This is a genomic window from Paenibacillus konkukensis, from assembly GCF_023523925.1.
GTDB classification, from domain to species: Bacteria; Bacillota; Bacilli; order Paenibacillales; family NBRC-103111; genus Paenibacillus_S; species Paenibacillus_S doosanensis.
Genome location: NZ_CP027059.1, coordinates 2,106,967 through 2,129,885 on the forward strand (window position 1 = coordinate 2,106,967; position 22,919 = coordinate 2,129,885).

General features: G+C 52.1%; 18 protein-coding genes. 2 read left to right on the forward strand and 16 right to left on the reverse strand.

The genetic code is table 11. The annotated features are described in order from the left end of the window. Positions 1 to 13 precede the first annotated feature (13 nt). Together SK3146_RS09065 and SK3146_RS09070 are read right to left on the reverse strand one after the other, a co-directional pair. Positions 14 to 838, reverse strand: a complete 825-nt coding sequence (locus SK3146_RS09065) for a carbohydrate ABC transporter permease (protein ID WP_249864769.1) — start codon at positions 836 to 838, stop codon at positions 14 to 16. Next, on the reverse strand, positions 835 to 1,773 hold the full coding sequence (locus SK3146_RS09070; protein ID WP_259617887.1) for a carbohydrate ABC transporter permease: 939 nt from the start codon (positions 1,771 to 1,773) through the stop codon (positions 835 to 837). The genes SK3146_RS09065 and SK3146_RS09070 overlap by 4 nt, the downstream gene beginning before the upstream one ends. A 433-nt stretch (positions 1,774 to 2,206) precedes the next feature. Here SK3146_RS09070 and cls point away from each other — a divergent pair, with 433 nt between their 5' ends. After that, positions 2,207 to 3,655, forward strand: a complete 1,449-nt coding sequence (gene cls, locus SK3146_RS09075) for a cardiolipin synthase (protein ID WP_249864771.1) — start codon at positions 2,207 to 2,209, stop codon at positions 3,653 to 3,655. A gap of 59 nt (positions 3,656 to 3,714) precedes the next feature. Here the strand turns inward: cls and SK3146_RS09080 are convergent, their stop codons facing one another. Together SK3146_RS09080 and SK3146_RS09085 are read right to left on the reverse strand one after the other, a co-directional pair. Then, positions 3,715 to 4,755 carry a metallophosphoesterase family protein gene (locus SK3146_RS09080; RefSeq protein ID WP_249864772.1) on the reverse strand — a complete coding sequence of 347 codons (1,041 nt, stop codon included), beginning with the start codon at positions 4,753 to 4,755 and terminating at the stop codon, positions 3,715 to 3,717. A gap of 207 nt (positions 4,756 to 4,962) precedes the next feature. Then, positions 4,963 to 5,580 carry a nitroreductase family protein gene (locus SK3146_RS09085; protein ID WP_249864773.1) on the reverse strand — a complete coding sequence of 206 codons (618 nt, stop codon included), beginning with the start codon at positions 5,578 to 5,580 and terminating at the stop codon, positions 4,963 to 4,965. A 180-nt stretch (positions 5,581 to 5,760) separates the two neighbouring features. On the opposite strand from SK3146_RS09085, the gene SK3146_RS09090 reads away from it, so the two are divergent. Continuing rightward, on the forward strand, positions 5,761 to 6,453 hold the full coding sequence (locus SK3146_RS09090; protein ID WP_249864774.1) for an SIMPL domain-containing protein: 693 nt from the start codon (positions 5,761 to 5,763) through the stop codon (positions 6,451 to 6,453). A 91-nt stretch (positions 6,454 to 6,544) separates the two neighbouring features. Here the strand turns inward: SK3146_RS09090 and SK3146_RS09095 are convergent, their stop codons facing one another. The 12 genes from SK3146_RS09095 to SK3146_RS09150 form a co-directional block, all read right to left on the reverse strand. Then, positions 6,545 to 8,620 carry a right-handed parallel beta-helix repeat-containing protein gene (locus SK3146_RS09095; protein ID WP_249864775.1) on the reverse strand — a complete coding sequence of 692 codons (2,076 nt, stop codon included), beginning with the start codon at positions 8,618 to 8,620 and terminating at the stop codon, positions 6,545 to 6,547. A gap of 566 nt (positions 8,621 to 9,186) precedes the next feature. Further along, a complete protein-coding gene (locus tag SK3146_RS09100; RefSeq protein ID WP_249864776.1) occupies positions 9,187 to 10,326 on the reverse strand; it encodes a Ger(x)C family spore germination protein in 1,140 nt (379 codons plus the stop codon). Continuing rightward, the gene (locus tag SK3146_RS09105) at positions 10,323 to 11,852 is read right to left on the reverse strand and encodes a spore germination protein (protein WP_249864777.1); all 1,530 of its coding nucleotides are present in this window, start codon (positions 11,850 to 11,852) and stop codon (positions 10,323 to 10,325) included. The genes SK3146_RS09100 and SK3146_RS09105 overlap by 4 nt, the downstream gene beginning before the upstream one ends. Further along, positions 11,849 to 12,943 carry a GerAB/ArcD/ProY family transporter gene (locus SK3146_RS09110; protein WP_249864778.1) on the reverse strand — a complete coding sequence of 365 codons (1,095 nt, stop codon included), beginning with the start codon at positions 12,941 to 12,943 and terminating at the stop codon, positions 11,849 to 11,851. Before SK3146_RS09110 ends, SK3146_RS09105 begins: the two co-directional genes overlap by 4 nt. Before the next feature lie 173 nt (positions 12,944 to 13,116). After that, positions 13,117 to 14,142 carry an ABC transporter substrate-binding protein gene (locus tag SK3146_RS09115; RefSeq protein WP_249864779.1) on the reverse strand — a complete coding sequence of 342 codons (1,026 nt, stop codon included), beginning with the start codon at positions 14,140 to 14,142 and terminating at the stop codon, positions 13,117 to 13,119. Positions 14,143 to 14,147: 5 nt separating this feature from the next. Continuing rightward, positions 14,148 to 14,984: a substrate-binding domain-containing protein gene (locus SK3146_RS09120; protein ID WP_249864780.1), complete on the reverse strand. Its 837-nt coding sequence runs from the start codon at positions 14,982 to 14,984 to the stop codon at positions 14,148 to 14,150. Between the two features lie 36 nt (positions 14,985 to 15,020). After that, positions 15,021 to 16,226, reverse strand: a complete 1,206-nt coding sequence (locus tag SK3146_RS09125) for a response regulator (protein WP_249864781.1) — start codon at positions 16,224 to 16,226, stop codon at positions 15,021 to 15,023. An 11-nt stretch (positions 16,227 to 16,237) separates the two neighbouring features. Next, positions 16,238 to 18,022, reverse strand: coding sequence for a sensor histidine kinase (locus SK3146_RS09130; RefSeq protein ID WP_249864782.1), 1,785 nt, complete (start codon positions 18,020 to 18,022; stop codon positions 16,238 to 16,240). Between the two features lie 89 nt (positions 18,023 to 18,111). Continuing rightward, positions 18,112 to 19,128 (reverse strand): galactofuranose ABC transporter, permease protein YjfF, encoded by a 1,017-nt coding sequence (yjfF, locus tag SK3146_RS09135; RefSeq protein ID WP_249864783.1) that lies wholly within the window; start codon positions 19,126 to 19,128, stop codon positions 18,112 to 18,114. After that, positions 19,112 to 20,152 (reverse strand): ABC transporter permease, encoded by a 1,041-nt coding sequence (locus SK3146_RS09140; protein ID WP_249864784.1) that lies wholly within the window; start codon positions 20,150 to 20,152, stop codon positions 19,112 to 19,114. The genes yjfF and SK3146_RS09140 overlap by 17 nt, the downstream gene beginning before the upstream one ends. Then, positions 20,124 to 21,656: a sugar ABC transporter ATP-binding protein gene (locus SK3146_RS09145; protein WP_249864785.1), complete on the reverse strand. Its 1,533-nt coding sequence runs from the start codon at positions 21,654 to 21,656 to the stop codon at positions 20,124 to 20,126. Before SK3146_RS09145 ends, SK3146_RS09140 begins: the two co-directional genes overlap by 29 nt. Before the next feature lie 89 nt (positions 21,657 to 21,745). Next, entirely contained in the window at positions 21,746 to 22,783 is a 1,038-nt protein-coding gene (locus SK3146_RS09150; RefSeq protein ID WP_249864786.1) for an ABC transporter substrate-binding protein, read from the reverse strand. Positions 22,784 to 22,919 lie beyond the last annotated feature (136 nt).

Sequence of the window (22,919 nt, forward strand, 5' to 3'; positions counted from 1 at the left end):
CGGCAGAGATCGTTCAGCCTTTGATCGCGCCGGCGGTAATGCCGCGAATGAGCTGCTTCACTCCGAAGGCCAGCATGACGAAGGACGGGAGAAGCACCAGCGAGACGCCGGCGAGAATCAGATTCCAGGACATCACTTCTTCATGCTGCAGCATCGATACGCCGATCTGCACCGTCCGCATGGTCGGTTTGTTCGTAATCAGCAGCGGCCACAGATAAGAGTTCCAATGGTTTAAGAACACGTAGACGAACAACGTCGACAAGGCTGGGCGCGATAAGGGCATCACGATGGAGAAAAAGGTGCGCAATTGGCCGCAGCCGTCGATTTTGGCGGCATCGAACAGTTCGTGGGGAAGCTGCAGAAAAAACTGCCTCAGCAGGAATACCCCGAAAGCCCCTGCCATGAACGGAACGATCAGCCCTTGATAGCTGTCCATCCAGCCGAGCGATTTGATCGTCAAGTAATTCGGGATGATCGTCACTTCCCACGGAATCATCATCGTGGACAAATACAAAAGAAACAGCGGGCCCTTGAAGCGGAAGTTCAAGAAAGCGAAGGCATAAGCGGCCAAGCTCGACGTAATGACCTGGCTGATCGTAATGGCGGCCGACACGACGAAGCTGTTGACGATAAACCGCAGGATCGGCACGGTTTGCAGCGCTTTAATGAAGTTGCCCAAGTACAGCTGATGCGGAAATAACGGCGGAGGAAACACCGCTACTTCCTTTTCCGTCATAAACGACGACAAAATGGTAAACAGCAGCGGGTACAGCACCGCCAAGGCAAGCACGGTCAAAAACGCATACAATATGGAACGGGATACTCCGCGAATGATCACTGATAGTGCACCTTCTTTTCCAAAACTTTAAACTGAAAGACGGTCAGCAGCAAAATGATGACGAACAAGACTAAAGCCTGCGCGCTGCCGATACCGAACCGGAAGTTAATGAACGCATCCTGATAGATCGAATATACGACGACGTTCGTACTGTTGATCGGGCCGCCTTTGGTCAAAATATTCACTTGGCCGAAGGCTTGGAAGGCGGTGATAACCGATACGATGAGAACGAAGAAGATCGTGGGAGAAAGCAGCGGAAGCACGATCTGGATAAACGTCCGAACCGGTCCCGATCCGTCGATTTTGGCGCTTTCGTACAGCTCCTCCGGCACTCCCTGCAGACCGCTGAGCAAAATGATGTAGACAAAGCCCATATTCATCCATACCGTCATCATGGAAATCGATATGAGCGCCCATGACGGATCGGCCAGCCAGGAAATCGGCGAGATGCCGACGAAGCCGATGAAGTAATTGAGCATTCCCGCCGTCGGGTGAAACAGCAGCAGCCAAATGATCGACCCGGTACCTACGGAAATGACGATCGGCAGCGAAAAGACGAACTGAAACAGCTTCATCCCCTTCAGCTTGTTGTGGGTGAGCGCAGCCAGCACCAGCGACCAGACGATCGTCGTCGGCACCGTGAATAGGATGAACAGCAGCGTGACTTTCAGATTGGAATAAAATTGCCCCGATGAAAACAAATCGATATAATTATCCAGCCCTACAAACGCCGCCACTCGCCCTCTCGGGTCCGTCAAGGTCATACTGAGATATACGGAGCGGATCATCGGGTAAAACAAGAAGCAGATGAAGATCAGAAGAGACGGAGCCAGAAAAGCGAAGCCGAGAAGCTCTTCCTTCCATTGGGATTTTTTAGAAGAAGATGACGAAGATGCAGACAATGAAGATTCCCCTTTCCTTAAAGTAAGATTCATGAGGTAAAGCGCTTAACTCAAGATGCCGAAAAGAGCCCCCTCTGGATGCCGGAGTGAACGATAATCAGAAGTTCCTTGGATGTATTCGCTTTCAGTAACTGATGTAAGGATAAAATATACATTAATTCCATAATATAAGTGATTTTGAGCAAATAAAAACACATAAATCGCCTTCTCTTATCGAAGCAACCTATGTGTATATCTCCGCATCTCCTACACGTGGTATTAACTTGTGACCTTATTGTAAACGCTGCCACCAGCCGTGTCAACCATAATTTTCCGTTTATTTATCCGATGGTTAGTCCGATTCGGCCGCTCTCCGGCATGCATATGCGAATCCGGGTAAGGAAATGATAACGCGAGGGTGGATAATGATTCCAGAAGGGGTTATGCTTAAAGAACAGGATCGGAATGCAAGCAGGAGGTGAACCCCATGTTTCAATTTCAAGACATTTATAATTTGCTGACGCTCCTCAATTATTTGTTTGCCGTAGTCATCATTTTTTTCGAGCGCCGCAATGTCGTCGCTACATGGGCTTGGCTGATGGTTCTCCTCTTCCTCCCCGGGGTCGGCTTTATCATTTATCTGCTGGCCGGCAGAACGCTGAACAGCCGCCGGATGCGGGCGATGAAGGATGAAACGAGAGAGGAATTCAACGCGGTTTCGCGGCAGCAGACGGAGCAAATCGAGCTCGGAGTCATGCACTATGCCGATCCGGCTATGGAAGCCTACCACGATATGATGCATATGAACCTGATGAGCAGCCGTTACTCCGTATTGACCCAGGACAATCAGGTCGAAATTTTCACCGACGGCCAGAGCAAGTTCGCCTCGCTGTTCGAGGCGATCCGCCAGGCGAAGCAGTACATTCACCTGCAATATTACATCGTGCGGGCCGATACGCTGGGCCAGGAGCTGATTCGTCTGCTGGCGCAAAAGGCGCGGGAAGGCGTCGAAGTCAGGCTGTTGTACGACGACGTCGGAAGCTACGGGCTGGCCAAGCGGTTTCTGCAGCCGCTGGTGGAGGCGGGCGGAGAGGCGGCGGCCTTCTTTCCGTCGCGAATCCGTTATTTGAATTTGCGGCTGAATTACCGAAATCATCGCAAAGTAGGCGTTATCGACGGCAAATGGGGCTATATCGGAGGCTTCAACGTAGGGGACGAATATTTGGGACGAAATCCGCGGCTCGGTTATTGGAGAGATACCCATTTGAAGCTGGAGGGCAGCGCGGTCAAGGTGCTGCAGGCTTTTTTTATGATGGACTGGAACCGGACCGCGGCGCCGGCGATCGGCTATGAGGCCAAATATTTTTGCGAGGATGTGTACCCGCAGGGGGTCGGCATGCAGATCGTCTCGAGCGGCCCTCACTCCAACCGGCAACAGATTAAGAACGCCTATATCAAAATGATTCATTCCGCCAAACGCAGCGTCTGCATTCAATCCCCGTATTTCGTGCCCGACGAAAGCCTGCTGACCGCGCTGAAAATGGCCGCTTTATCCGGCATCGACGTCAAGGTAATGATTCCGGACCGCCCGGATCATTTCTTCGTCTTCTGGGCATCGCGTTCTTATCTTGGAGAGCTGCTCGACAACGGGGTGCGCTGTTATTTGTACGAAGGCGGCTTTCTCCATGCCAAAACGATCGTGATCGACGGCAAGGTCGCCTCGGTAGGCACGGCCAATATCGATATCCGCAGCTTCAAGCTGAACTTTGAAATTAACGCCTTCATTTACGATACGAAGACGGCGGGCAAGCTGGAGGAGCTGTTCGCGGCCGATCTGCACCATTCCCGGGAGCTGACGCTGGAATCGTACAAACGGCGATCCTATGTCAGCCAGCTGAAAGAATCGATCGCCCGGCTGCTGTCTCCTCTGCTGTGACCGAATGCCCGTAAGCTGCCGATGCTGCCGGATCGTCGTTCAAGCCGGCTGCCGGCCGCTTACACGCGCTTGAGCGGGATCATCCAGTCGGCTTCGGGAATCCACCGTTTCTGAGCGAACTCTCTGCCGCGGACGACGACGCGGTCGGCATACACCTGCACGTACATGCCCTGCGACTTGGAGGCCGGATTCTGCTTGTCGCGCGTCATCCCGACTGAAGCGTTGACGAACCAATGGAACGTCTCCTCGCTGTAATGGGAAGAGCCGTTGTCAAAGTCTTGATGCGTGTGGCCGGAGATCACGAACACATTCGGGTAAGGCGCCAAAAGCTCGCGGAACTTGCCCGCCCGGATCAGCTGATGCGTTCCCCCGTCTTTCCCTTCGGGCGGAAGCGGCTGATGGATCAGCACGAAGATCGGTTTGCCGTCCGTCGTTTCCGCCAGCTTCTTCTGAAACCATTCGAGCTGCGCATCGGAATACCAGGCTCCTTCTCCGACCTCCGGCATTTCCTGGCGGTACGTTTCCTGCGACAGCAAAATAATATGATATCCGTTAATCGTCACGGCGTTATACGGCTTCGTATAGCCGAACAGCTTCATGAAGCGTGCGCGGGACTGCGCATCCGTCCAGCCGTTCGGCATCGTCTCCGTACTGAAGGCGCCCTTCTGGTTCATCCAGACATGATAATAATCATGATTGCCCATATTGGCGTAGAACGGCGGCAGCTTGAAGCCGCTCATAATGTTCTCCAGCGATTTGTACTCCGCCTCCGTCCCGTAGTCGGTCAAATCTCCGCCGAGCAGCAGCGCGTCGACCGGAGATTCGAACTGGACGATCTGCTCCAGCGCCGACCGGAATTTTCGCGGCGTATTAGGGTCGTAAATCGAAATATGCATATCGCTTAATACAAAAAAAGACAGCAGCGGCTCATTGGATAAGGCCGGTTCCACCTTTTCCACCAGCGCGGCTTCTTGAGTCTCTGTTCCCGTCTTCGAAGCATTCTCGTAAACTTGGTATAGCATTTGCAGCAAAATATTGATCGATCCGTCAACGACTACGCCCATGCTGAACAACCATTTCAAAAATCCGCGTCGATTCATAAAATCCCTTCCGTATGTATAAAATGAGGACCCATGCAGGTACCGAACTCTATCATTATGAATCCTGACTCTATCATAACAAGATCGGCGGCCATCTTCAAATCTAGCGAAAGAGCGAATCATAGACTATCATCGCGAGAAAACCCGGCCTTTGGCCAGGTTCTCATCGAGTGTGCGGCGGAGGAACGGATACCGAGGCTCAGCCGCTTATTTAAACACCTTGATCCGTTCTTCCAAAGGCTTGAATTCCTTGTCGCCCGCGGGAGCGGTCGGTTTCCCGAACGGCATCTGGGCGATCAGCTTCCACGACGGCGGAAGCTTCCACGTCTCTCTCACTTTGTCGTCGATCAACGGATTGTAGTGCTGCAAATTGGCTCCCAAGCCTTCGTTCTCCAGAGCGGTCCAGATCACGTACTGGAGCATCCCGCTCGATTGCAATGACCAGCCGGGGAAGTTATCCTTGTAGCTGGGGAAGCTGGATTGCAGACCTTCGACGACCTGCTGATCCTCGAAAAACAGGACGGTGCCGTGGCCGTTGCGGAAGCCGTTCATCTTTTGCTCGGTAGACGCGAACTGGTCGGCTTTGACGATCGCCCGCAAAATCTCCTTCGTCAGATCCCACAGCTGATGATGCTGCTGTCCGAGCAAGACGACGGCTCGCGCGCTTTGCGAATTGAATGCCGACGGCGTATGCTTCACCGCTTCCTCGATAAGCTGAACGATGCGGTCGTCCGAAATCGCAACGTCTTGGCCGATCCCGTAAATGGTGCGTCTGTGCCGAACCGCGGACAGGAAATCGCTCCCTGTTTCTACTGCTCCTGCCATGCATAATCCCTCCAATTATAGGCTTTGTTACCTTCGTTATTGTAGACGGGGAACGCATTCCTTATGCAAACCGTGGCCTGCGGTTCCGCCCGAGTCATCTCAGGCGGCGCAAAGCCATACATTGGTAATATGACGAACTATCCGCACAGTACATAAAACGGTAATGAAGGAGCGTTGACGATGTCCGAAACAGATTCCCGAAGTCCATCCTCTTCCCCGGTTTCGCTTCAGCATCAAAGCGGAAACCCCGAACAAAATGTGATCGAGGTGAGCGGAGAAGCTTCCGTGGCCGCGGCGCCCAACCGTTCGGTCGTCACCTTGGGCGCAGTGACCGAAAATAAGGAGCTGCTCCCGGCCCAGCAAGAGAATTCCGCGATCGTGACCCGAATCATTTCGGCGCTCGGTCAGCTCGGCGTTCCGAAGGAGCATATCCGAACCGCAGACTACCGGATCGATATGCAGTATTCGTTCGAGGACGGCAAACAGCAGTTCCAAGGCTACCAGGTTACGCATCTTCTGGAAATCACGCTGGATCAGATCGATCGAACCGGCACGGTTGTAGATACCGCGGTCCGGCAAGGAGCCAATACCGTTACGAATATCCGTTTCGTCAACACGCATCCGGAGGTCTACTACAACCAGGCGCTGCAATTGGCTATCCGGCAGGCGGAGAACAAGGCTCTTAGCTTGGCTCATGCGATTCAGGCCGCGCTGAACCGAACGCCGCTGCGCATTGAAGAGCTGTCGCAGCCGCAGCCGCCCGCTCCGTTTCATACGGCTTTGTATGCGGCAGGTGCAAGCGGGCCGACCCCGATTCAGCCGGGGCAACTGAGCATTACGGCTCAGGTTAGAGCCCGCTACAGCTACGTTTAGCGGCGGCCGAGGCGCTGGCTGCGATAACGTGCCGGGAAGAAATGCAAGAGCCTTCGTTCCGCCCGTAAGCGGAGCCGAAGGCTCTTTACCTTTACTTCTGCAGCGATTCCTCCACATTGCTGGCGTTCATATCGCTCTCCCGCAGCTTGAGCTTGGCGTTGACGAGCGTATTCTCCTCGATCGTATATTTCGGCGCGCCGACGCCCGCATAGACGGTCGATATGCCTTCCGCCGCCATATTCGCCTCAATCCGGTTCCCGTTAATCGCCGCTTCTTTCACGGTGAACGGATCGTTGCGCGTCCAATAATCGCCGATCATGACGGCATAATCGGTGGCGGCCGTCATTTGGTCATACGAAATGGCATTATTCTCAAAGCGGATTTTACTGGCTTTGGCCACTTTCAAAGCATAACGCTTATCCAGCATCTCGAAGGCGGAGTTCGTCATCGTAAAATCGGCGTTCGCATTCGTTACAAGTACGCCCTCCTTGACCTTCAGCCGGCACTGATCGAAGACATAGCTGCCGGCATCGTCCAGCGTCACGCCGGTCGTCGAAGACTCGATATCGCAGCGGTTATAAGTTCCGGGAGGCAGGTTTAGGCCGCTCGTTCCGACGACCTTCAGATCATCGACGATGCTGCCCGCGGCGCTTCCGGAGAAGCCGCCTCCGTACACGGTCACGCCCTGCAAATGAATGGGATTCACCCATAACGATAAATCCATTCCGCCTTTGTTATTGTACATCGTAATGTTGGAAGCGGTTATTCCGAACGGCGTGCTGCTGCTGATAACAAATTTGGAATCGGTGAACTTCATCCCGTCGATCGTCAAATTGGGGCCTTCCAGATGCGTAAAGGAATCATTCATCTCGTTGCCTTCGAATTGCACGTCATGATAAGCATAAATGCTAGTCGCATCAAAATGATTGTCCTTGATCAGCGCATTTTTGAACGGAGTCGAAACGGCCAGGCCGATTTTTCCTTTGGACGCCATATGATTGCCTTCCACGGTCGCGTCGTGGCCGTCGTACAAAATGACGTCATAAGCGGCGTTATTGTAAAACTTGTTGTTTCTAATAAAAACATTCGTATTCAAATGCCCGTTCTCGCCATACCCGCCTTCCACGTCAATGCCGGATTGCGGAGCCGTTCCTTTCATATCGTGCAGCTCGTTATTGACGATCGTAATCTGATCTCCGCCGCCGACCGTAATACCCTGTCTGCGGTTAAAGGCGAATTCCGAGTTTTGCACCACCACCTGCTTGGAGACGGCTCTCTGCCAAATTTCTACGTAGGCCGCCTTGCTGTCCGCTTGGTGGAACACCAGATGGATGTAGCCGGAGCCGTCGGGAATGTCCATAAGCTGCCGCATCGTCTGATCTTTCAAAGTTTTCAGAAACGTCCCGTCTTCCTTGTAAAAGTAAATATCGAAGGCGTTCGGAAGCTTCTGCTTGTTGGATAGCTCAAACTGCCTTTCCGTTTTGAAAATGTCGTTGTTTAAAGAAATCGGTTTTTTCGTACGAATCGCCGCTGCATCATCGACAGGCGCCCCCTGCTCGTCAAACGAGCCCGGCACGAAGCTGTTTTCATACAAATCCTGAATCATCGTTCCTTTGCCGCCGATCGCCAAGCCGTCTCCCGTGAAGTTGACCGCCTTAATCCCGTCGATCTTCACATTGACGGCCCCTTCCGTCACGATGCCGTACCCGCCTTCGTGCGTGCCGCCGCTGGAATAATCATGCGTATCCTTATCGCCGCGGAACGTGCCGCCCTTGATCGTGACGTTGTTCGCTCCGTACCCGATATTCATCGTCTGGTAGCCGCTGAACCCGTTCGATTCTTTCTGAATGACCGCTTGATCGTCGAGCTCGAAGGTCATGTCCGGAACCATATTAATGCGCGCCGACGTATCGCTAACCAGCTTCGGGTCCTGCTTCTTAATCAAATAAGTTCCCGCAGGCACTTTGAATGTCGTTTTGCCGTTGTCATGCGCCCATTTCAGCGCATCATTCATCCCTTTGGTCGTTTCCTCCGGATGAGTACCGTCCGCATAGATGCCCCAATCCTCGGGAACAAGCGTATAGACCGTCCCGGATTCCGGCGCCGCGGCAGCCGTTTGCAGCTGCAAGCCCAAAGTTAAAGCCAATAAAAGCAATCCTTTTTTCATCTGTTCATATCACCGTTCTTTGTATATAAATTTGGCAAAGCCCCGTCCGCTGCAGTCTGGCGCAGCTTGATTACGATCGCGTTACCTCTGCGATCGTACGACCTTTTACGACAAATTGCGCATTTCTCCCCGCTGTTCACCTCGCTTTCCTTTTGCTTTGCCCAGCACAAAGGCTCATTGTTCTATTTTACAGCATCATCCAGGCGAAAATTGTCGATTGATGGCGTCTGACATTAAGAGGAGCAAGGATAAATAACTAGCGGCGAGTAACAATAATTTACTTTTATTCCCAAATGCGAACATATATAACCGCCCCAAAGCAAAATAGACAGCCCTTATAAGCTGCCTATCCCGGCGTCGACGCTTCATTTTTTCAGTTGTCTATAAGCCGTACGGAGCAATTGAAGACCTACGACCGTTTTTTCCCGCGCATCCCCTTGATAAAACCGGTACGTTATACCCCGGTGTCAAGCCTATCTAATACTCCCGTCTGATTCAGCTAAGTCTCAGGTAGGAAAAATCCGCGAATCCGGACTATTTTTCCGGGAAGCTCCGTTTGTTCGCTTTTACAGCTTCAATTTCCCCGAATGATCCAAATCCACTGTGATTGTAATGTTACGCAATGAACTCGGGTGCAAATCCAGCCGATCCTGGTCGCGCAGCATGCTCCACAGCTTGTTATTTTTACGGTACAGCACATGCTCAAACCCCAGAACATCGGCCGTCAGCTTCAGCCCTTCCTCGAACGTCCGCTTAATCTGATGCTTGACCAGCTGAGCGGCCTTCTGCTCCAGCTCCTCTTCGGAAACCTGCTGGATGACTTCGCTGACGTTTCCCCTGAGCTTTACTTTCACGTCGTACAGCATTTTCCCCTCTTCATACGACGGAATGATGGCAACCTTGGGCTGCTCCAGCGATAGCGTGGCCAGCGGCTTCCCGTCCGATTGGATCAAGGCCGGGCTGCGGTTCATCTTCGGTTCCATCCAGCGGAGCCCGAGAACGTCGTTTTTCTCAAGCCAGCCTTTATACTCCCGATCCTGATAAACGAACACCCCGTCAAGTTCCAGCAGAGATTTCGGCTTCTCTCCTTCCTTCCAATCTCCGTCCGCCAAAGCCAAAGAGGGCAGCAATATCGCTTTATTGGGCTCCATATAATTGGAGGCAAAGTCCCGCACCGTTATCGGCAGTATAATCGATCTCTGCTTATAGTTCTCTACAGGCTGGTGCAGCAGCGACATTAAGGGAGACAGATTGAAAAACGGCGTGATCGCAAACAACTTATCGATCGGCTCCTTGGTGGCGAATAACCACGGCGTATACCGCAGCTCATAATAACGGCCTACGGCCTCGCGAACGTCTTCTACCCCTCTGCGCAAAATATTTTCTCCTACGACAATCGAGTTGACTTGGCCGAAAAACAGCCTCATTTGCGTCGTCTGGTACAAATTATTAATCGCGCTGATGACAGTCTTCCCCTTGGCGATGCCGACCCATACGGGCACAGGCTGCGTGGGCTTCCCGGTTTCTATCTTGGCCACAGTGCTGAAATCGATCATCTGGCTGTACACGATATACTCGTTATCCTTATAATCGAACCCCATGGAAGCCAAATAGTTCAGGTCCTGGATGCCTTTAATATCCCAGCAGCCGGTCAATAAACAAGCGATCAGGGCGAATACCAGAGGGAGCTTGATGTACAGGCTCATTCTGTTCTCCTCTCTTTACGGGTATGGTCCGTCGTGCCGAGCATCCCCGGACGGTAATCTTTTTTATACCACGGTTTGCGGGTAATGGCCGAGACGAAATCGTTCCAGCGGAAGGGAGATAACGGCGCAAGATAAGGCACTCCAAAAGACTCCAGGCTGGATAAATAAACGACAAGGGCAATGACGGACGCGATAAATCCGAACATGCCCAGGACCGAAGACATTAGCAGCACAAACAATCGGACGATGCTGACGGTGCCGACCAGAGACTGGTTCACCAGCGTGTAGCTGGCTACCGCCGTCACGCACGCAATGACGAGAAACGTCGTGGACCCGAGTCCGGCTTTGATCGCCGCATCCCCTACGACAATACCGCCGACGACGGCCACCGTTTGGCCGACGGCCTTGGGCAGCCGTTCTCCGGCCTCGCGAAACAGCTCGAACAGGCCCAGCATCAGGAACGCTTCCAGCGGAGCCGGCAAAGGCAGGCCCAATCGGGATAACGTAATCGTCGCCAGCAGCGGCAGCGGCAATTGTTCGATGTTGAATGAGGCCAGCGCCGTCCAGAATCCGGGGAGCAAGAGCGCGATGATCAGCCCGACGAAGCGAAACAGCAAGCCGAACGTCCCCATATAGTAGGGGATATACGAGTCCTCCGGCGTTTTTAGCAATAAAGTTAAATTCGCAGGTCCGATGATCGCCGTCGGGGCGCCCTCGACCAAAATGGCGAACCGGCCCCGCACAAGGCAATCCACGACAAAGTCGGGACGGGTCGTATAGTGGAGCAGCGGAAACATCGACGTCGATCGGTCGGCCAGCATCTCTTCCAGCTGGCTGCTGCCGAACAAAATATCGATTTCAATATGCTGAAGCCGCTCTCTCGCTTCTTCCACAAAGCGCGGCTGGGTGATATCCTCGATATAGAGCAAGGCGACTCTGCTCCGGCTCCTGGCACCGATGGAAAACTGCTCGTAGCACAACGAATTGGTGCGCAGCCGCTTGCGTACCAGCGCAACGTTCGTCGTCAGCTCCTCTACAAAAGCGTCTTTCGGCCCTTTGATGGCCGTCTCCGTATTCGACTCTTGCGGGCTCCGCTGAGGGATGCGCGAAATATCCATCGAGTAGACAATTTGGGAGAAGGGGAAGAAGATGAGCAATTGTCCGGAAAAAACCTGGCTCACAAGAACCGATTGCCGGTTGATCCGCATGAGCTCCCATGTCCGTTCCAGCTCCTCGACGGAATTGGACTCGCGGACGAAGCATTCAAGTCTCGGCAAAATAAAATGATTGATTTGTTTCGTATCCGCCAAGCCGTCGCAGTAGAGCAAATAGACCGTTCCTTTTCCGTCTTCTGCGAGCTCGTATTTTTCCATCTTAATATCCGCCGATTTGTGAAATAAACGATGAATCTTCTCCGGCGTCCAATCGTTGACTTCCGGTTCCCGGGCATCGGACCGCTGCGTAGGTTCCGTGTGATCGCCGTTTTTCCGAAACAGCTTCCGAAACGCAAAAAAATTCATCATCATTTCACCTCTTTACGTAAATTGACAAACAGTACGATGAGAAATATGACCGTCAATAGCCCTGTCATCGTCCAAAGCGCAAAGGGCAAATATATATCTTTCAAGAAAGACAAGTACTGCATATCGCTGATCGGCACTTCCATAATAGCCACGGTCATAAGGCTAATGATCAAGAGCCACATATATCTGATACGTTTGCCCGAATCCATGCTCAGCAGCTCGACCTGCAAATACAGCGAAAAGGAGATCCTCGCAAAAGCGCCGGAAATCCACTGGTAGATCGATAAAAAATCGACATGGCGGATATATTTGCCGATCTGCACGATCCGCCATTCCTCGAAGGAGGGAAACCTCAGCAGCGCGGCCTCATGAGGGCCGAATTCCGCAATGGCTCCGGTCACCGGTCCCATGACCAGCAGCACCAAAAAGAGAGCCAGCGACCATAAATGCCACAGCTTCAGCTTCGTTTTCATCTCTTGCTGGACGAAGAGAATCATGATCAATTCGACCAGGCCTCCGCCGACATAGATGGCGCCCTTGAGAGCGGGCTGGGGGCCATATTCCATAATAGGCGTCAGCAGCGAGTAATTTTTGGCCGGTAGATTCGTACTCATCACGAAATCCCCGAAAATGACGACGAACGGAAGCAAAATACCCGACGCAATCGCAATCGCTTTAATCCCCAAGTGCACGGCAAGAGCGCATAGCAGAACAAGCACAATGGACAAGGCAAAAATAGGCGTCCGGGTTAAATAGGAAGAGTGCGTCCACATGACCGTTTCCTTCATCGTCAGCAGGCTGATCAGAAAAAAGTAAACGACAAAAATAAGGCGCAGCAATCCGCTGACAAGCTTCCCGCAATGAAGCTGCAGCCAGGGAAGAAGCGGCTGCTGATTTGTTTTTCTTATGATGTAATACAGCATAGCAGCCCATAACAGATAGGGAACGATCGTTACCAATACGCTGATCCACGCATCTCTCTTGGCATCCTGAAGCAGCGGAGGCATGACCATCACGTGGTTCATTAATCCTACGGCCAAGATAATGACGGAAAAGAAAGGGAAGATGCCGATCTTGCGGAATTTATTATCCATAGCTATCCCCTTAATAAAAGAAGCATGTTATTGCAGAGGTGATGAAGGTATTATTTTCCCATCGTCCTAAAAATATCCCTTGATTAGAAAAATAACCCACACCTCCATAGCATGCCAAATAGCCCTCAAAGCGCTGCATATCAGCATCTTCAAGAGCTATACCACGGTTCCTCTCAATATTTCCGCATCGCAATATCCCGCTTAGCCGTTTCCGCAGAGAAAATCCCTTCCGACGTAATAATATTGACGGGAATTTCCTTCGCTGCGGCAAGATCCTTGACGGCTTTGACGATTTGCGGTCCTAGCAGCGGGTTGCACTCCACGGACAAATTCAACTTGCCTGCAATCATCGCTTGAAACGCCAGTTTGGTCGCATCGACCGACATCACGACAATGTCTTTGCCGGGCTTCATCCCCGCTTGCTCCATCGCCTTGATGGCGCCCAGCGCCATATCGTCGTTATGGGCAAATACAACCTGGGGCATAACCCCGTCCTTAATGACTTTGTTCATCAGTTGAAAGCCGCTGTCGTAAGTAAAGTCGCCGATTTCCGAAGCCGCCACATGGAAGGACGAATTGTTCGCGAGCACCTCCTCGAATCCTTGCCTTCGTTCGATCGCAGGCGCCGAACCCGCCGTTCCCTGCAGCTCCACGATCTCGGTAACTCCGCCGCGGTTCGCATAACGCTCCAGAAGCCAGCGCGCGGCCCTCCTGCCTTCCTCGATAAAATCCGAGCCGATGAACGTGGTCCACAAGGAGTCGTCTTCCACCTTCACCTTGCGGTCCGTCAAAATAACCGGAATACCGGCTTTTCGCGCCTCCTCCAGCACCTCGTCCCAGCCGGTCTCTACGATAGGGGTAAATACGATGACATCTACTTTTTGCCGAATCAAGCTGCGAATCATTTCAATTTCTTTATCCTGGCTTCCTTCGGCGTATTGCATAAAGAGCTCAATATCCTGCTCCTGCTCGGCCGCCGTCTTGATGGATTCCGTATTCGCCGCCCTCCAGCTGCTTTCGGAGCCCACAATAACGACGCCCAGCTTGATCTTCCGGCGGGGGTCGGCTTTATCGGGTCCCGCCGTATCGAGCTTCATCATGTCCGGCTGTCTGTCCGGACCGTTTAATGGTTCATGCTGATTGGCAATCAGATGGCTGCGCAAAATAATTTTTTTGGGGATGACCTTCTCGCCGTTCAAAATATCTATCGCATACTGAATCGATTCCCGGCCCCCGTCGGACTCGTCACGCTGCCGCTAAGAATTTTTTGCTTGACCAGATCGAACCCGCCGTTCACCGTGTCCAAGCCGTCAATCCCGATAATTTGCACATTGGACAAGCCCCATGAAGTAATCGCCCGGTAGGCTCCCAGAGCCATGGCGTCGCTGTGGGCGAACACGAGCCGGACTTCCGGGTAAAAAGGCAAAATTCTTTTCAGCTCATCCTCCGCCTTATCTCGCTGCCAGCTCCCGTCAATCTCTTGCTTGATTTGGATGGACGGACTGCGCGTCACATAGTCCCGGAAGCCGCGGCTCGTCTCTTCCTCCGATGTGGAGCTCATCGCTCCTTTAATTTCCACAATCTCCGCCGCGGTGCCCGCCAGTAGATCGGAAGCCAGCTTGCCGGCGATTTTGCCGATCGACAAATTATCCGATCCGATAAACATCGTATAATCGTAGCCGGTCACCCCGCGGCCCAAGACGATAACCGGAATCGTCTTATACGCCTCTTTCACGATCGGAGTGAGCTTCTCGGAATCGTTCAATGAAATGATGAGCAGATCGATGCCGTATTCCATCAGCTTTTGCACATCGTGGATTTGCTTCTCGGAATTTTCCGCGGCATCGGTGAAAATCAGCTTCACGTTGCTATGCTTCTCCGCTTCTTTGCGGATTTCGTTATTCATGACGATTTGCCGCGGCTCATTCAAGTTCGGCTGGCTGATTCCGATCAGAAAATTGGCCTCGGCTTTCGCCTGCTTAATCCGCGAGGTGCTTTCGAAGAGCACGGAACCTGCAAACACAATCAGCAATGCTATCAAAATCCACAGAAAACTTTTTCTAAATGAACTCTTCATCTAGTACTCCCCACGCTTTCTATACTCCAATGGGGACACGCCCGTCATCTTCTTAAAAGCATGACTGAAATAATGCTGAGATTGATAGCCGACTTTGCTCGCGATTTCGTACATTTTTAATGTAGGGTCATCAAGGTATTGGATCGCTTTCTTAATGCGGACATCCGTGAGATAATCGACGAACGATTTGCCCAGATTTCTTTTTAACAGCTTGCTCAAATAAGTCGCGTTCACATTCATATGTTCGGCCACTTCGGATAGCGAAAGATCTTCCCTGTAGTAATAGGTTTCCAAATATTTCTTGGCCATCGCAATGATCGGGGTCAGCGCGCTTTCCCGAAGAAGCTCTTCGCGAAGCGCCTCATAATGGGCCGGGATGTCGTCCAACTGGCCGGAAATACGGTGACACAGAAATACATTGACGCCCAAATACGTCGTTACCGTTCGTTCGAACTCTTGATACACGGCGCGGATAGCCGAAAGATCGGATACTTGGGTCAGCGCGGCTACTTGATGTTTTCCTATACTGAACACGACGGAAACAGGAAGCTGAGGGAGCACTTCGGATAAAATGTTCTTGATTGCGAACACCAAGAGCTGCGGGTCCCACGTTTTATTCGGCACGTCCAGCGATATTTTTTTCAGAGGCTTCACCAGCAGCAGGCTGACATTGCCGTGAAAATGGAGCTGGTAAAACAGCCGCTCTTCTTCGAATTGCTCCTTCGTGAGCTTCCCGGTAATCCAATTGCCCAGAAATTCCTCACGCAGCGCCAGCGCGTTATACTCTAATTTATGGTGCATCCACTGCGTATATTTTTGATCGACGCGCTCCCTGTTCAGTACGTCCAGCGCCTTGGCTATGACGGATTTCAGCTCTGACTTTTGGACCGGCTTAAGCAAATAATCGAACACGTTAAGCCGCACGGCCTGCTGCGCATAAGCAAACTCGTCATGCCCCGATATGATGATGACCAGACAACCGGGACGCCGAGTCTGCAATTGCTCGATCAGCTCGAGCCCGTTCATAAAAGGCATATTGATGTCGACGAACATAAGATCGGCGCCGACCGCGTCGGCCAGCTCCAACGCTTCCTTGCCGTTCTCCGCTTCGGCGGCCACTTCAATGCCCATCTCCGCCCATGGCAGCGCTTTGCAAAGACCGTTGCGAATGCGCGGCTCATCATCAGCGATCAACAATTTCCACATGAACTGTCACCTCAACCCGTCTTATTCCCAACATGAACCATAGGATGCCTGACCTCTACCGTCGTGCCTTTCCCGACTTCGCTATGTATAAAAATTCCATAGGACGACCCATAGGTGAGCTGGATGCGCTCGTTTACATTGAACAGTCCGATGCCATACTGTTCCTTCCGTTTTTTCGCGCCGCGCAAAATATCGTTGAGCTCCTGCAATTTCTCCGGCTGAATTCCCGCCCCGTCATCCGTAATTCGAAAGCAAACCGCGTTTTCCTCCCGCACGGCGCTGATCGTGATTAGCCCCTTGCCGGTTCTGGCTTTAATGCCGTGATAGATAGCGTTTTCAATTACCGGCTGAAGAATCAGCTTAAGCACATGGTATCTGAGCAATTCTTCCGGAATATCGAACTGAATATCCAGCTTATCCATATACCGGGACATCTGAATAATTCGATAGCTTTCCGCATGCTTAATCTCATCCCTGATCGGAATCCACTCATTCCCCCGGTTCAGCCCAATCCGAAATAAATTCGTCAAGGCGCCGATAATTTCGATAATATCGTCAGCTTCGTATTCCTGAGCCATCCACTGAATCGTGTCCAGCGTATTGTACAGAAAATGCGGTTTAATTTGCGCTTGCAGCACTTGCAGCTCCGCCTCGCGCTTCTTTCTCTGTTCGATATAGACCAGATTGATCAAATTGTTGATTTCTTCGAGCATATGATTAAAGCTGTGGCCCAGCTGACCGATTTCATCTTTGGTTTCTGCGACAAACCGTTGATTCAGCTCCCCGTTGCGAACCTTGCTCATTAAACTCATCAGCTTGCGTATCGGGCGGATCAACGTGCCGGTAAAATAAGTGGACAGCAACGATGCCAATGCGATCGTGATAAAGGTAACGATTAACGTGTAAAGCTGAATGTCTTTGACCACCCTTTGGTAGTCGTCGTCGGGGATCACCCCGATGAATTTCCATTTATTCGTTTCGGAATCGTTAACCAAAATGCGATAATCATGGCCTTTAATATTTTGCGTCAAGCTTCCTTGCGTCCCGTCCTGCAGCCAGCTGCTTTGAATCCGGTACACGATATTGTTCGTGGGAGCGTATACAATATCCCCTTTGCGGTCGATGATATACATGAATCCCGACTTGCCCAGCTTCATATTTTCAAAAATCGATTTCAGCATGTCCATCTTCAAATCCATGAGAATGACGCCGATCACCCGCTTCGTCTCCGGGTCCTGCACCGCGCGCACCAGCGACAGCACGTCGTAGGAGCTGTAATTCTGATAAGCCGCGACATTGCGTCCGATAGGGTTGCTGATAATAAGCGTCTCTTCCGGCTTCCCCGCGGCATCCCGGTACCAGCTTTCTTCCGTCAAGGAATCCCGGGTGATCCGGTACATCCCGTGCGACAGAAAAGTGCCCTGCCCGTTGACGAGCATCATGCCCGTTATTTCCTTGTTGCGGGCCGCATACATGGTCAGCGTTTTCTGAATTTGGGCTGCCGCCGCCTCATCGGGCTCTTCTCCTCCCAGTTTCATAAACTGCTTAACGGCCGAATCCTCTCCCAAATAATAAAACACATCGTCCAGATGCTTAAGATACAAATCGACGTTGCTCTCCACTTGATGAATCATCTGAAGCGTGCTCTGATCGGCCTGATTTTCCGAATAATGGCTGTAGGTCCGGCTGCCCCAAAAGCTTAAAGACAAGATCGAAATCAAAATAATGATGAGAAAGATGCAGTTCAGCTTAAAACGAATGCTGGAGTCATGCCAGCCGCGAAGAAATGCTTTCACTGCTATCCTCCCCTTAATGAACCAACAGAATTACCCATTACATATAGTTTCTGTAATACTAAACGCAAAATCATAATATCATAAGTGGCCTAGGTTAGCGATATCCTTTTCAATTTTTTTGCCGTTTGCGGGTTGCGGTTTCTTTCCCTTCTCGATACGATCGCCCGTTGAAGCGCGATGAAGGCGAACAGCAGGAAACCGATGACGATTTTGGTCCACCAGGAGCTCAGCGTTCCTTGAAACATAATGATCGTCTGGATGACGCCGGTGCTCAGTACCCCCAGCATAGGGCCTACGACAAAGCCGAAGCCTCCGGTCAGCAAAATCCCGCCGATGACGCAAGCGGCAATCGCATCCATCTCTCCCCCCATTAAATGAAGCCCGTAGCCGGACAGCATATAGAATGTAAACACGATGCCGCTCAGCGCCGAGCAAAACCCGCTCAGCGTGTAAACCGCCAGCTTGGTCGCGTACACGGGAAGCCCCATCAATTCGGCGGAACGCTCGTTGCCCCCGATCGCATAGACGTTTCTGCCGAATGCCGTATACCGGGATACGTAGACGGCGGCGGCGACGGTGATGAGCGCAATGACGACGCCGATCGATATCGTCCCTTCGCCAAAAAACGGAATCCTGTAATTGGATATGGCGCTATATGTGGGGTTATCGATAACGATGCTCTCCGGGCTGATTAAAAAACAGGTGCCGCGCGCCAAAAACATGCCGCCAAGCGTAACAATCCATGGATGAATATGAAACTTGCAGATGAGATAGCCCTGCAGCAATCCGAATACGGTGCCCAATATCAAGACGGCGGGCATGACGACAAACGGATGTATGCCCGCTTGCAGCATGATGGCCGAGATCACGCTGACCAAAGCGATCAAGGAAGCGACGGACAGATCGATCCCGCCTGTAATGATGACGAAAGCCAGGCCCGTAGCTACAATAATAAGAAACGCGTTATCGACAAACAAGTTAAGAAAGACTTGCATGGAGAAAAAACTGTCGAATAACGCGGAGCCGATCGCATACAACGAGCAAAAGAGGACGATTGTAGCCAGAATGGTGATGTTGGAGGAGGTAATTTTAAGCGGCAGCTTCATTAACAAGCACCTTCTTCCCCGTTTTTTTGCGAATCATACCGCTGAATATATCCCTGAGCACATCGGATTGAATCAAGCTGATGAAAATGATAACGACCGCTTTGACGACCATGACCGATTCGGAAGGGACCCCTAGCGTATAAATCGTCGTTGTCAACGTTTGGATAAACAGCGCTCCCAGCACGGTGCCGCCCAGATAGAAGCGTCCTCCGCGCATCGACGTTCCTCCGATGACGACGGCCAATATCGCATCGAGCTCGAACCATAAGCCCGCATTGTTGGAATCGGCTCCGGTAATGTTGGAGCTGACGATAATGCCTGCGAGGGCCGCGCAAAAACCGCAAATGACGTAAACCGTAATCATAATGCGCGTGGAGTGAATGCCAGCGAACTCGCTGGAAACGCGATTCGCCCCGACCGCCTCGAGAAACAAGCCGAAAGCGGTCTTGCGGGTGATTGCATACAATAGGATCAACACCGCTGCAGCCAATATGACTGCGAAGGGCAAGCCCAGCCAATAGCCGCCGCCGACAAAACGGTAAGCAGGGTTAGAGATCGTAATGATTTTCCCGCCGGAAATCAGCTGCGCAATTCCCCGACCAACGGTCAATAAAATCAGCGTTGCGATCATCGGTTGAATTTTCAGCTTGGCGACCAGCAGCCCGTTCCACAGGCCGCACAATACGCCGATTCCCAGACCTGCGATCAAAGCGACGATAAACGGAAACTGCTTTTGTAAGAGAAATGCCGCCATGGAAGCGGCAATCGCCAGCACCGAGCCGACGGAAATATCGATCCCTTCCTTGGCGATGACGAGCGTCATGCCCAGCGATATAATTAAAATCGGCGTGCCGCGATTCAATATGTCGATGAGGCTGCCGAATAAATGCCCGTCTTGCAGGCGAATATGGAAAAATCCAGGCGTGAATAGCGCATTGAACAACAGGATCAGAGCAATCCCTATAGACGGCCATAACAGCTTTAATCGCGCTGCGTTAATATACATGCTCTTGAATAGATTCATCTTGGATTCCTCCTTCCGCGATCATCTGCATAATTTTTTGCTCGCTGATTTCATGACCCGTCAGTTCCCCGATAATATGGCGGTCCCGCAATACGATAATCCGGTCGCAGCAGCTTACGATCTCCTCCCACTCGGAAGTAATCATCAATATCGTCATCCCTTCGGCGGCCAGCGACAAGATCAGCTTGCGAATTTCCGCCTTCGAGCCTACGTCGATGCCGCGCGTCGGCTCATCCAAGATGAGCAGCTTAGGATTCGTGGCCAGCCACCGGGCCAAAATCGCCTTCTGCTGGTTTCCTCCGCTCAATTGATCGATTCTTTGCTCCATATCGGATGCCTTAATCCGGAGCAGGTCCATATAATAAGCCGCTATTTCCTGCTGCTTGCGCAGCGACAGATTATTCAAGAAGCCGCGCTTGGCTTGCAGCGCCAGTATGATGTTTTCCCGGACCGTCAATTCCCCGACGATGCCCTCCACCTTGCGCTCCTCGGGGCAAAAGGCCAACCCGCGTTCAATCGCCTTCTTGGGGAACATGGCGCGGATCTTCTCGTTATCGATGGTAATGACTCCTTGATCGGCCTTATCGATACCGAAGATCAGCTTGGCCATTTCGGTGCGCCCCGATCCCAGCAAGCCGGCTAAACCCAATATTTCCCCTTTGCGGACGGAAAGGTCGAACGGCTCTATCGATCCCCGGCGGCCTAGCCGGGACACCGTTACCCAATCTTCCCCTTTCTTGAGGCGGGAGACCTTGCTTGTCTGCTCCTCCTCATTCCAATCCCGGCCGATCATCTTGGAAATCAGCTGGATTCTCGGCAGCTCCTCCGTCTCGTACTCGCCGACAAGCTCGCCGTTGCGAAGCACGGTGATGCGGTCGGACACCTCGTACACTTGATCCATGAAATGGGTTACGAATACGATGGCCATTCCTTCTTCCTTAAGCTGCCTCATAATCCGGAACAGCTCCTTCACCTCCTGCTGATCCAGACTGGAGGTAGGCTCATCCAAGATGAGCACCCCGGATGAAATGTCGACGGCCCGCGCTATCGCGACCATCTGCTGGATTGCAACGGAGTATTCGGACAACGGTTTGGTTACATCCAGATGAATGCTCAGCCGCTCCAGCAGATCCGCCGCCTTGCGGTTCAATGCCTTCCAGTCGACGGCACCGCCGAAGGATCTCGGCTGGCGGCCGATGAATAAATTTTCCGCTACCGATAAATTGGGACATAGATTGACTTCCTGATAGACGGTGCTGATCCCGAAGGCTTGCGCGTCCTTGGGCGATCGGATGCGTACCTCGCGGCCGTTCAGGGCAACGGTTCCGCCGTCCATTTCATATACACCTGTCAAAACTTTAATCAAGGTGGATTTGCCTGCGCCATTCTGTCCCATCAAAGCATGGATCTCACCTGTTCTAAGTTGAAAATCCACATTCGTTAAAGCTTTGACACCCGGGAAATACTTGCTTACCCCGTTCATAACTAACACCGGCTTCTGCATGGAACTCCCACTCCTTTACTCGAACTGTGAACCGAAAGACGAAATCAAGAGCGGGGCTCCGCTCCTGATTTCGTTTTCGCGAAAATCAATCAATATTTGCGGTTAGGCAAAGCGTCGATCGCTTTCTGGCCGGAGAATACTTCTTCGTTGGACTTGATCCATTTCGGCAGCTGTTTGCCCGCTTTCAAATCTTTGGCCGCCTGGAACAATTGAGGCCCGAGCAGCGGGTTGCATTCGACGACGGTGTTCAGCTTACCGGCTTTGATCGCTTCGAACGCTTCCTTAATGCCGTCGACGGAAACGATCTTGATGTCGCTCCCCGGCTTTTTGCCCGCTTCTTCAATAGCTTGAATCGCGCCCAAAGCCATGTCGTCGTTATGCGCGTACACGCCCTGAATATCCTTGCCTTCAGGCGATTTCAGAATCGCCTCCATAACCTGCTTGCCGGTAGCGCGAGTGAAGTCGCCGCTTTGCGATTTGACGATTTTGATGTTCGGATGATTCTTCATTTCATCGTCGAACCCTTTCTTACGGTCTATCGCCGCGCTCGCGCCGACCGTTCCTTCCAGCTCGATGATATTGCCCTTATCGCCGAGATGCTCCGCCATCGCCTTGGCGGCATTCTGGCCTTCCAGAATAAAATCGGAGCCGATAAAGGAAGTGTAGAGATCCTCATTCTTCTTGTCGATGCCCCGGTCGACCAGGATCACCGGAATTTTAGCGTCCTTGGCTTCCTTCAGCACGGCTTCCCAGCCCGTTTCCACCACGGGAGCCATAGCTATTACATCGACCTTCTGAGCGATAAAAGAACGGATGGCTTTAATTTGATTTTCCTGCTTTTGCTGGGCGTCGGAAAACTTCAGCTCGATGGTCGAATCCGCCTTGGCCGTATCCTGGATCGATTGCGTCTCCGCTCCGCGCCAGCCGCTCTCTGCGCCGATCTGCGAGAAGCCTACGACAACCTTATCGCTGGCGGGCTTGGCCGGCGGGGCCTCCGTCGACTTGGACGTTTCCGGCGCTTTCGGCGTTGCTGTCGTTTCCGTTGCTTTGGCTCCGCAACCGGTAACAAGAGAAATTAATACGGCTGCGGTGACAAGTGCCCCCATGAAATTTTTTCTTTGTGCCATTGCATTTCCTCCTCCAAATGAGTAATTACATAATGATTGTAATATTTGGTAACGGCAAGCGTCTTTACACGCAAAAGTCATTTTTTGCTTTATTCCGGCGTACGCCGTTCATGGTACAGGCCGCGTACGCCGGAAG

Coding starts and splice junctions, on each gene's coding strand:
- SK3146_RS09070 (WP_259617887.1), bottom strand. CDS start 1,773: ATGAATCTTACTTTAAGGAAAGGGGAATCTTCATTGTCTGCATCTTCG.
- cls (WP_249864771.1), top strand. CDS start 2,207: ATGTTTCAATTTCAAGACATTTATAATTTGCTGACGCTCCTCAATTAT.
- SK3146_RS09080 (WP_249864772.1), bottom strand. CDS start 4,755: ATGAATCGACGCGGATTTTTGAAATGGTTGTTCAGCATGGGCGTAGTC.
- SK3146_RS09085 (WP_249864773.1), bottom strand. CDS start 5,580: ATGGCAGGAGCAGTAGAAACAGGGAGCGATTTCCTGTCCGCGGTTCGG.
- SK3146_RS09090 (WP_249864774.1), top strand. CDS start 5,761: ATGTCCGAAACAGATTCCCGAAGTCCATCCTCTTCCCCGGTTTCGCTT.
- SK3146_RS09095 (WP_249864775.1), bottom strand. CDS start 8,620: ATGAAAAAAGGATTGCTTTTATTGGCTTTAACTTTGGGCTTGCAGCTG.
- SK3146_RS09100 (WP_249864776.1), bottom strand. CDS start 10,326: ATGAGCCTGTACATCAAGCTCCCTCTGGTATTCGCCCTGATCGCTTGT.
- SK3146_RS09105 (WP_249864777.1), bottom strand. CDS start 11,852: ATGATGATGAATTTTTTTGCGTTTCGGAAGCTGTTTCGGAAAAACGGC.
- SK3146_RS09110 (WP_249864778.1), bottom strand. CDS start 12,943: ATGGATAATAAATTCCGCAAGATCGGCATCTTCCCTTTCTTTTCCGTC.
- SK3146_RS09125 (WP_249864781.1), bottom strand. CDS start 16,226: ATGTGGAAATTGTTGATCGCTGATGATGAGCCGCGCATTCGCAACGGT.
- yjfF (WP_249864783.1), bottom strand. CDS start 19,128: ATGAAGCTGCCGCTTAAAATTACCTCCTCCAACATCACCATTCTGGCT.
- SK3146_RS09140 (WP_249864784.1), bottom strand. CDS start 20,152: ATGAATCTATTCAAGAGCATGTATATTAACGCAGCGCGATTAAAGCTG.
- SK3146_RS09145 (WP_249864785.1), bottom strand. CDS start 21,656: ATGCAGAAGCCGGTGTTAGTTATGAACGGGGTAAGCAAGTATTTCCCG.
- SK3146_RS09150 (WP_249864786.1), bottom strand. CDS start 22,783: ATGGCACAAAGAAAAAATTTCATGGGGGCACTTGTCACCGCAGCCGTA.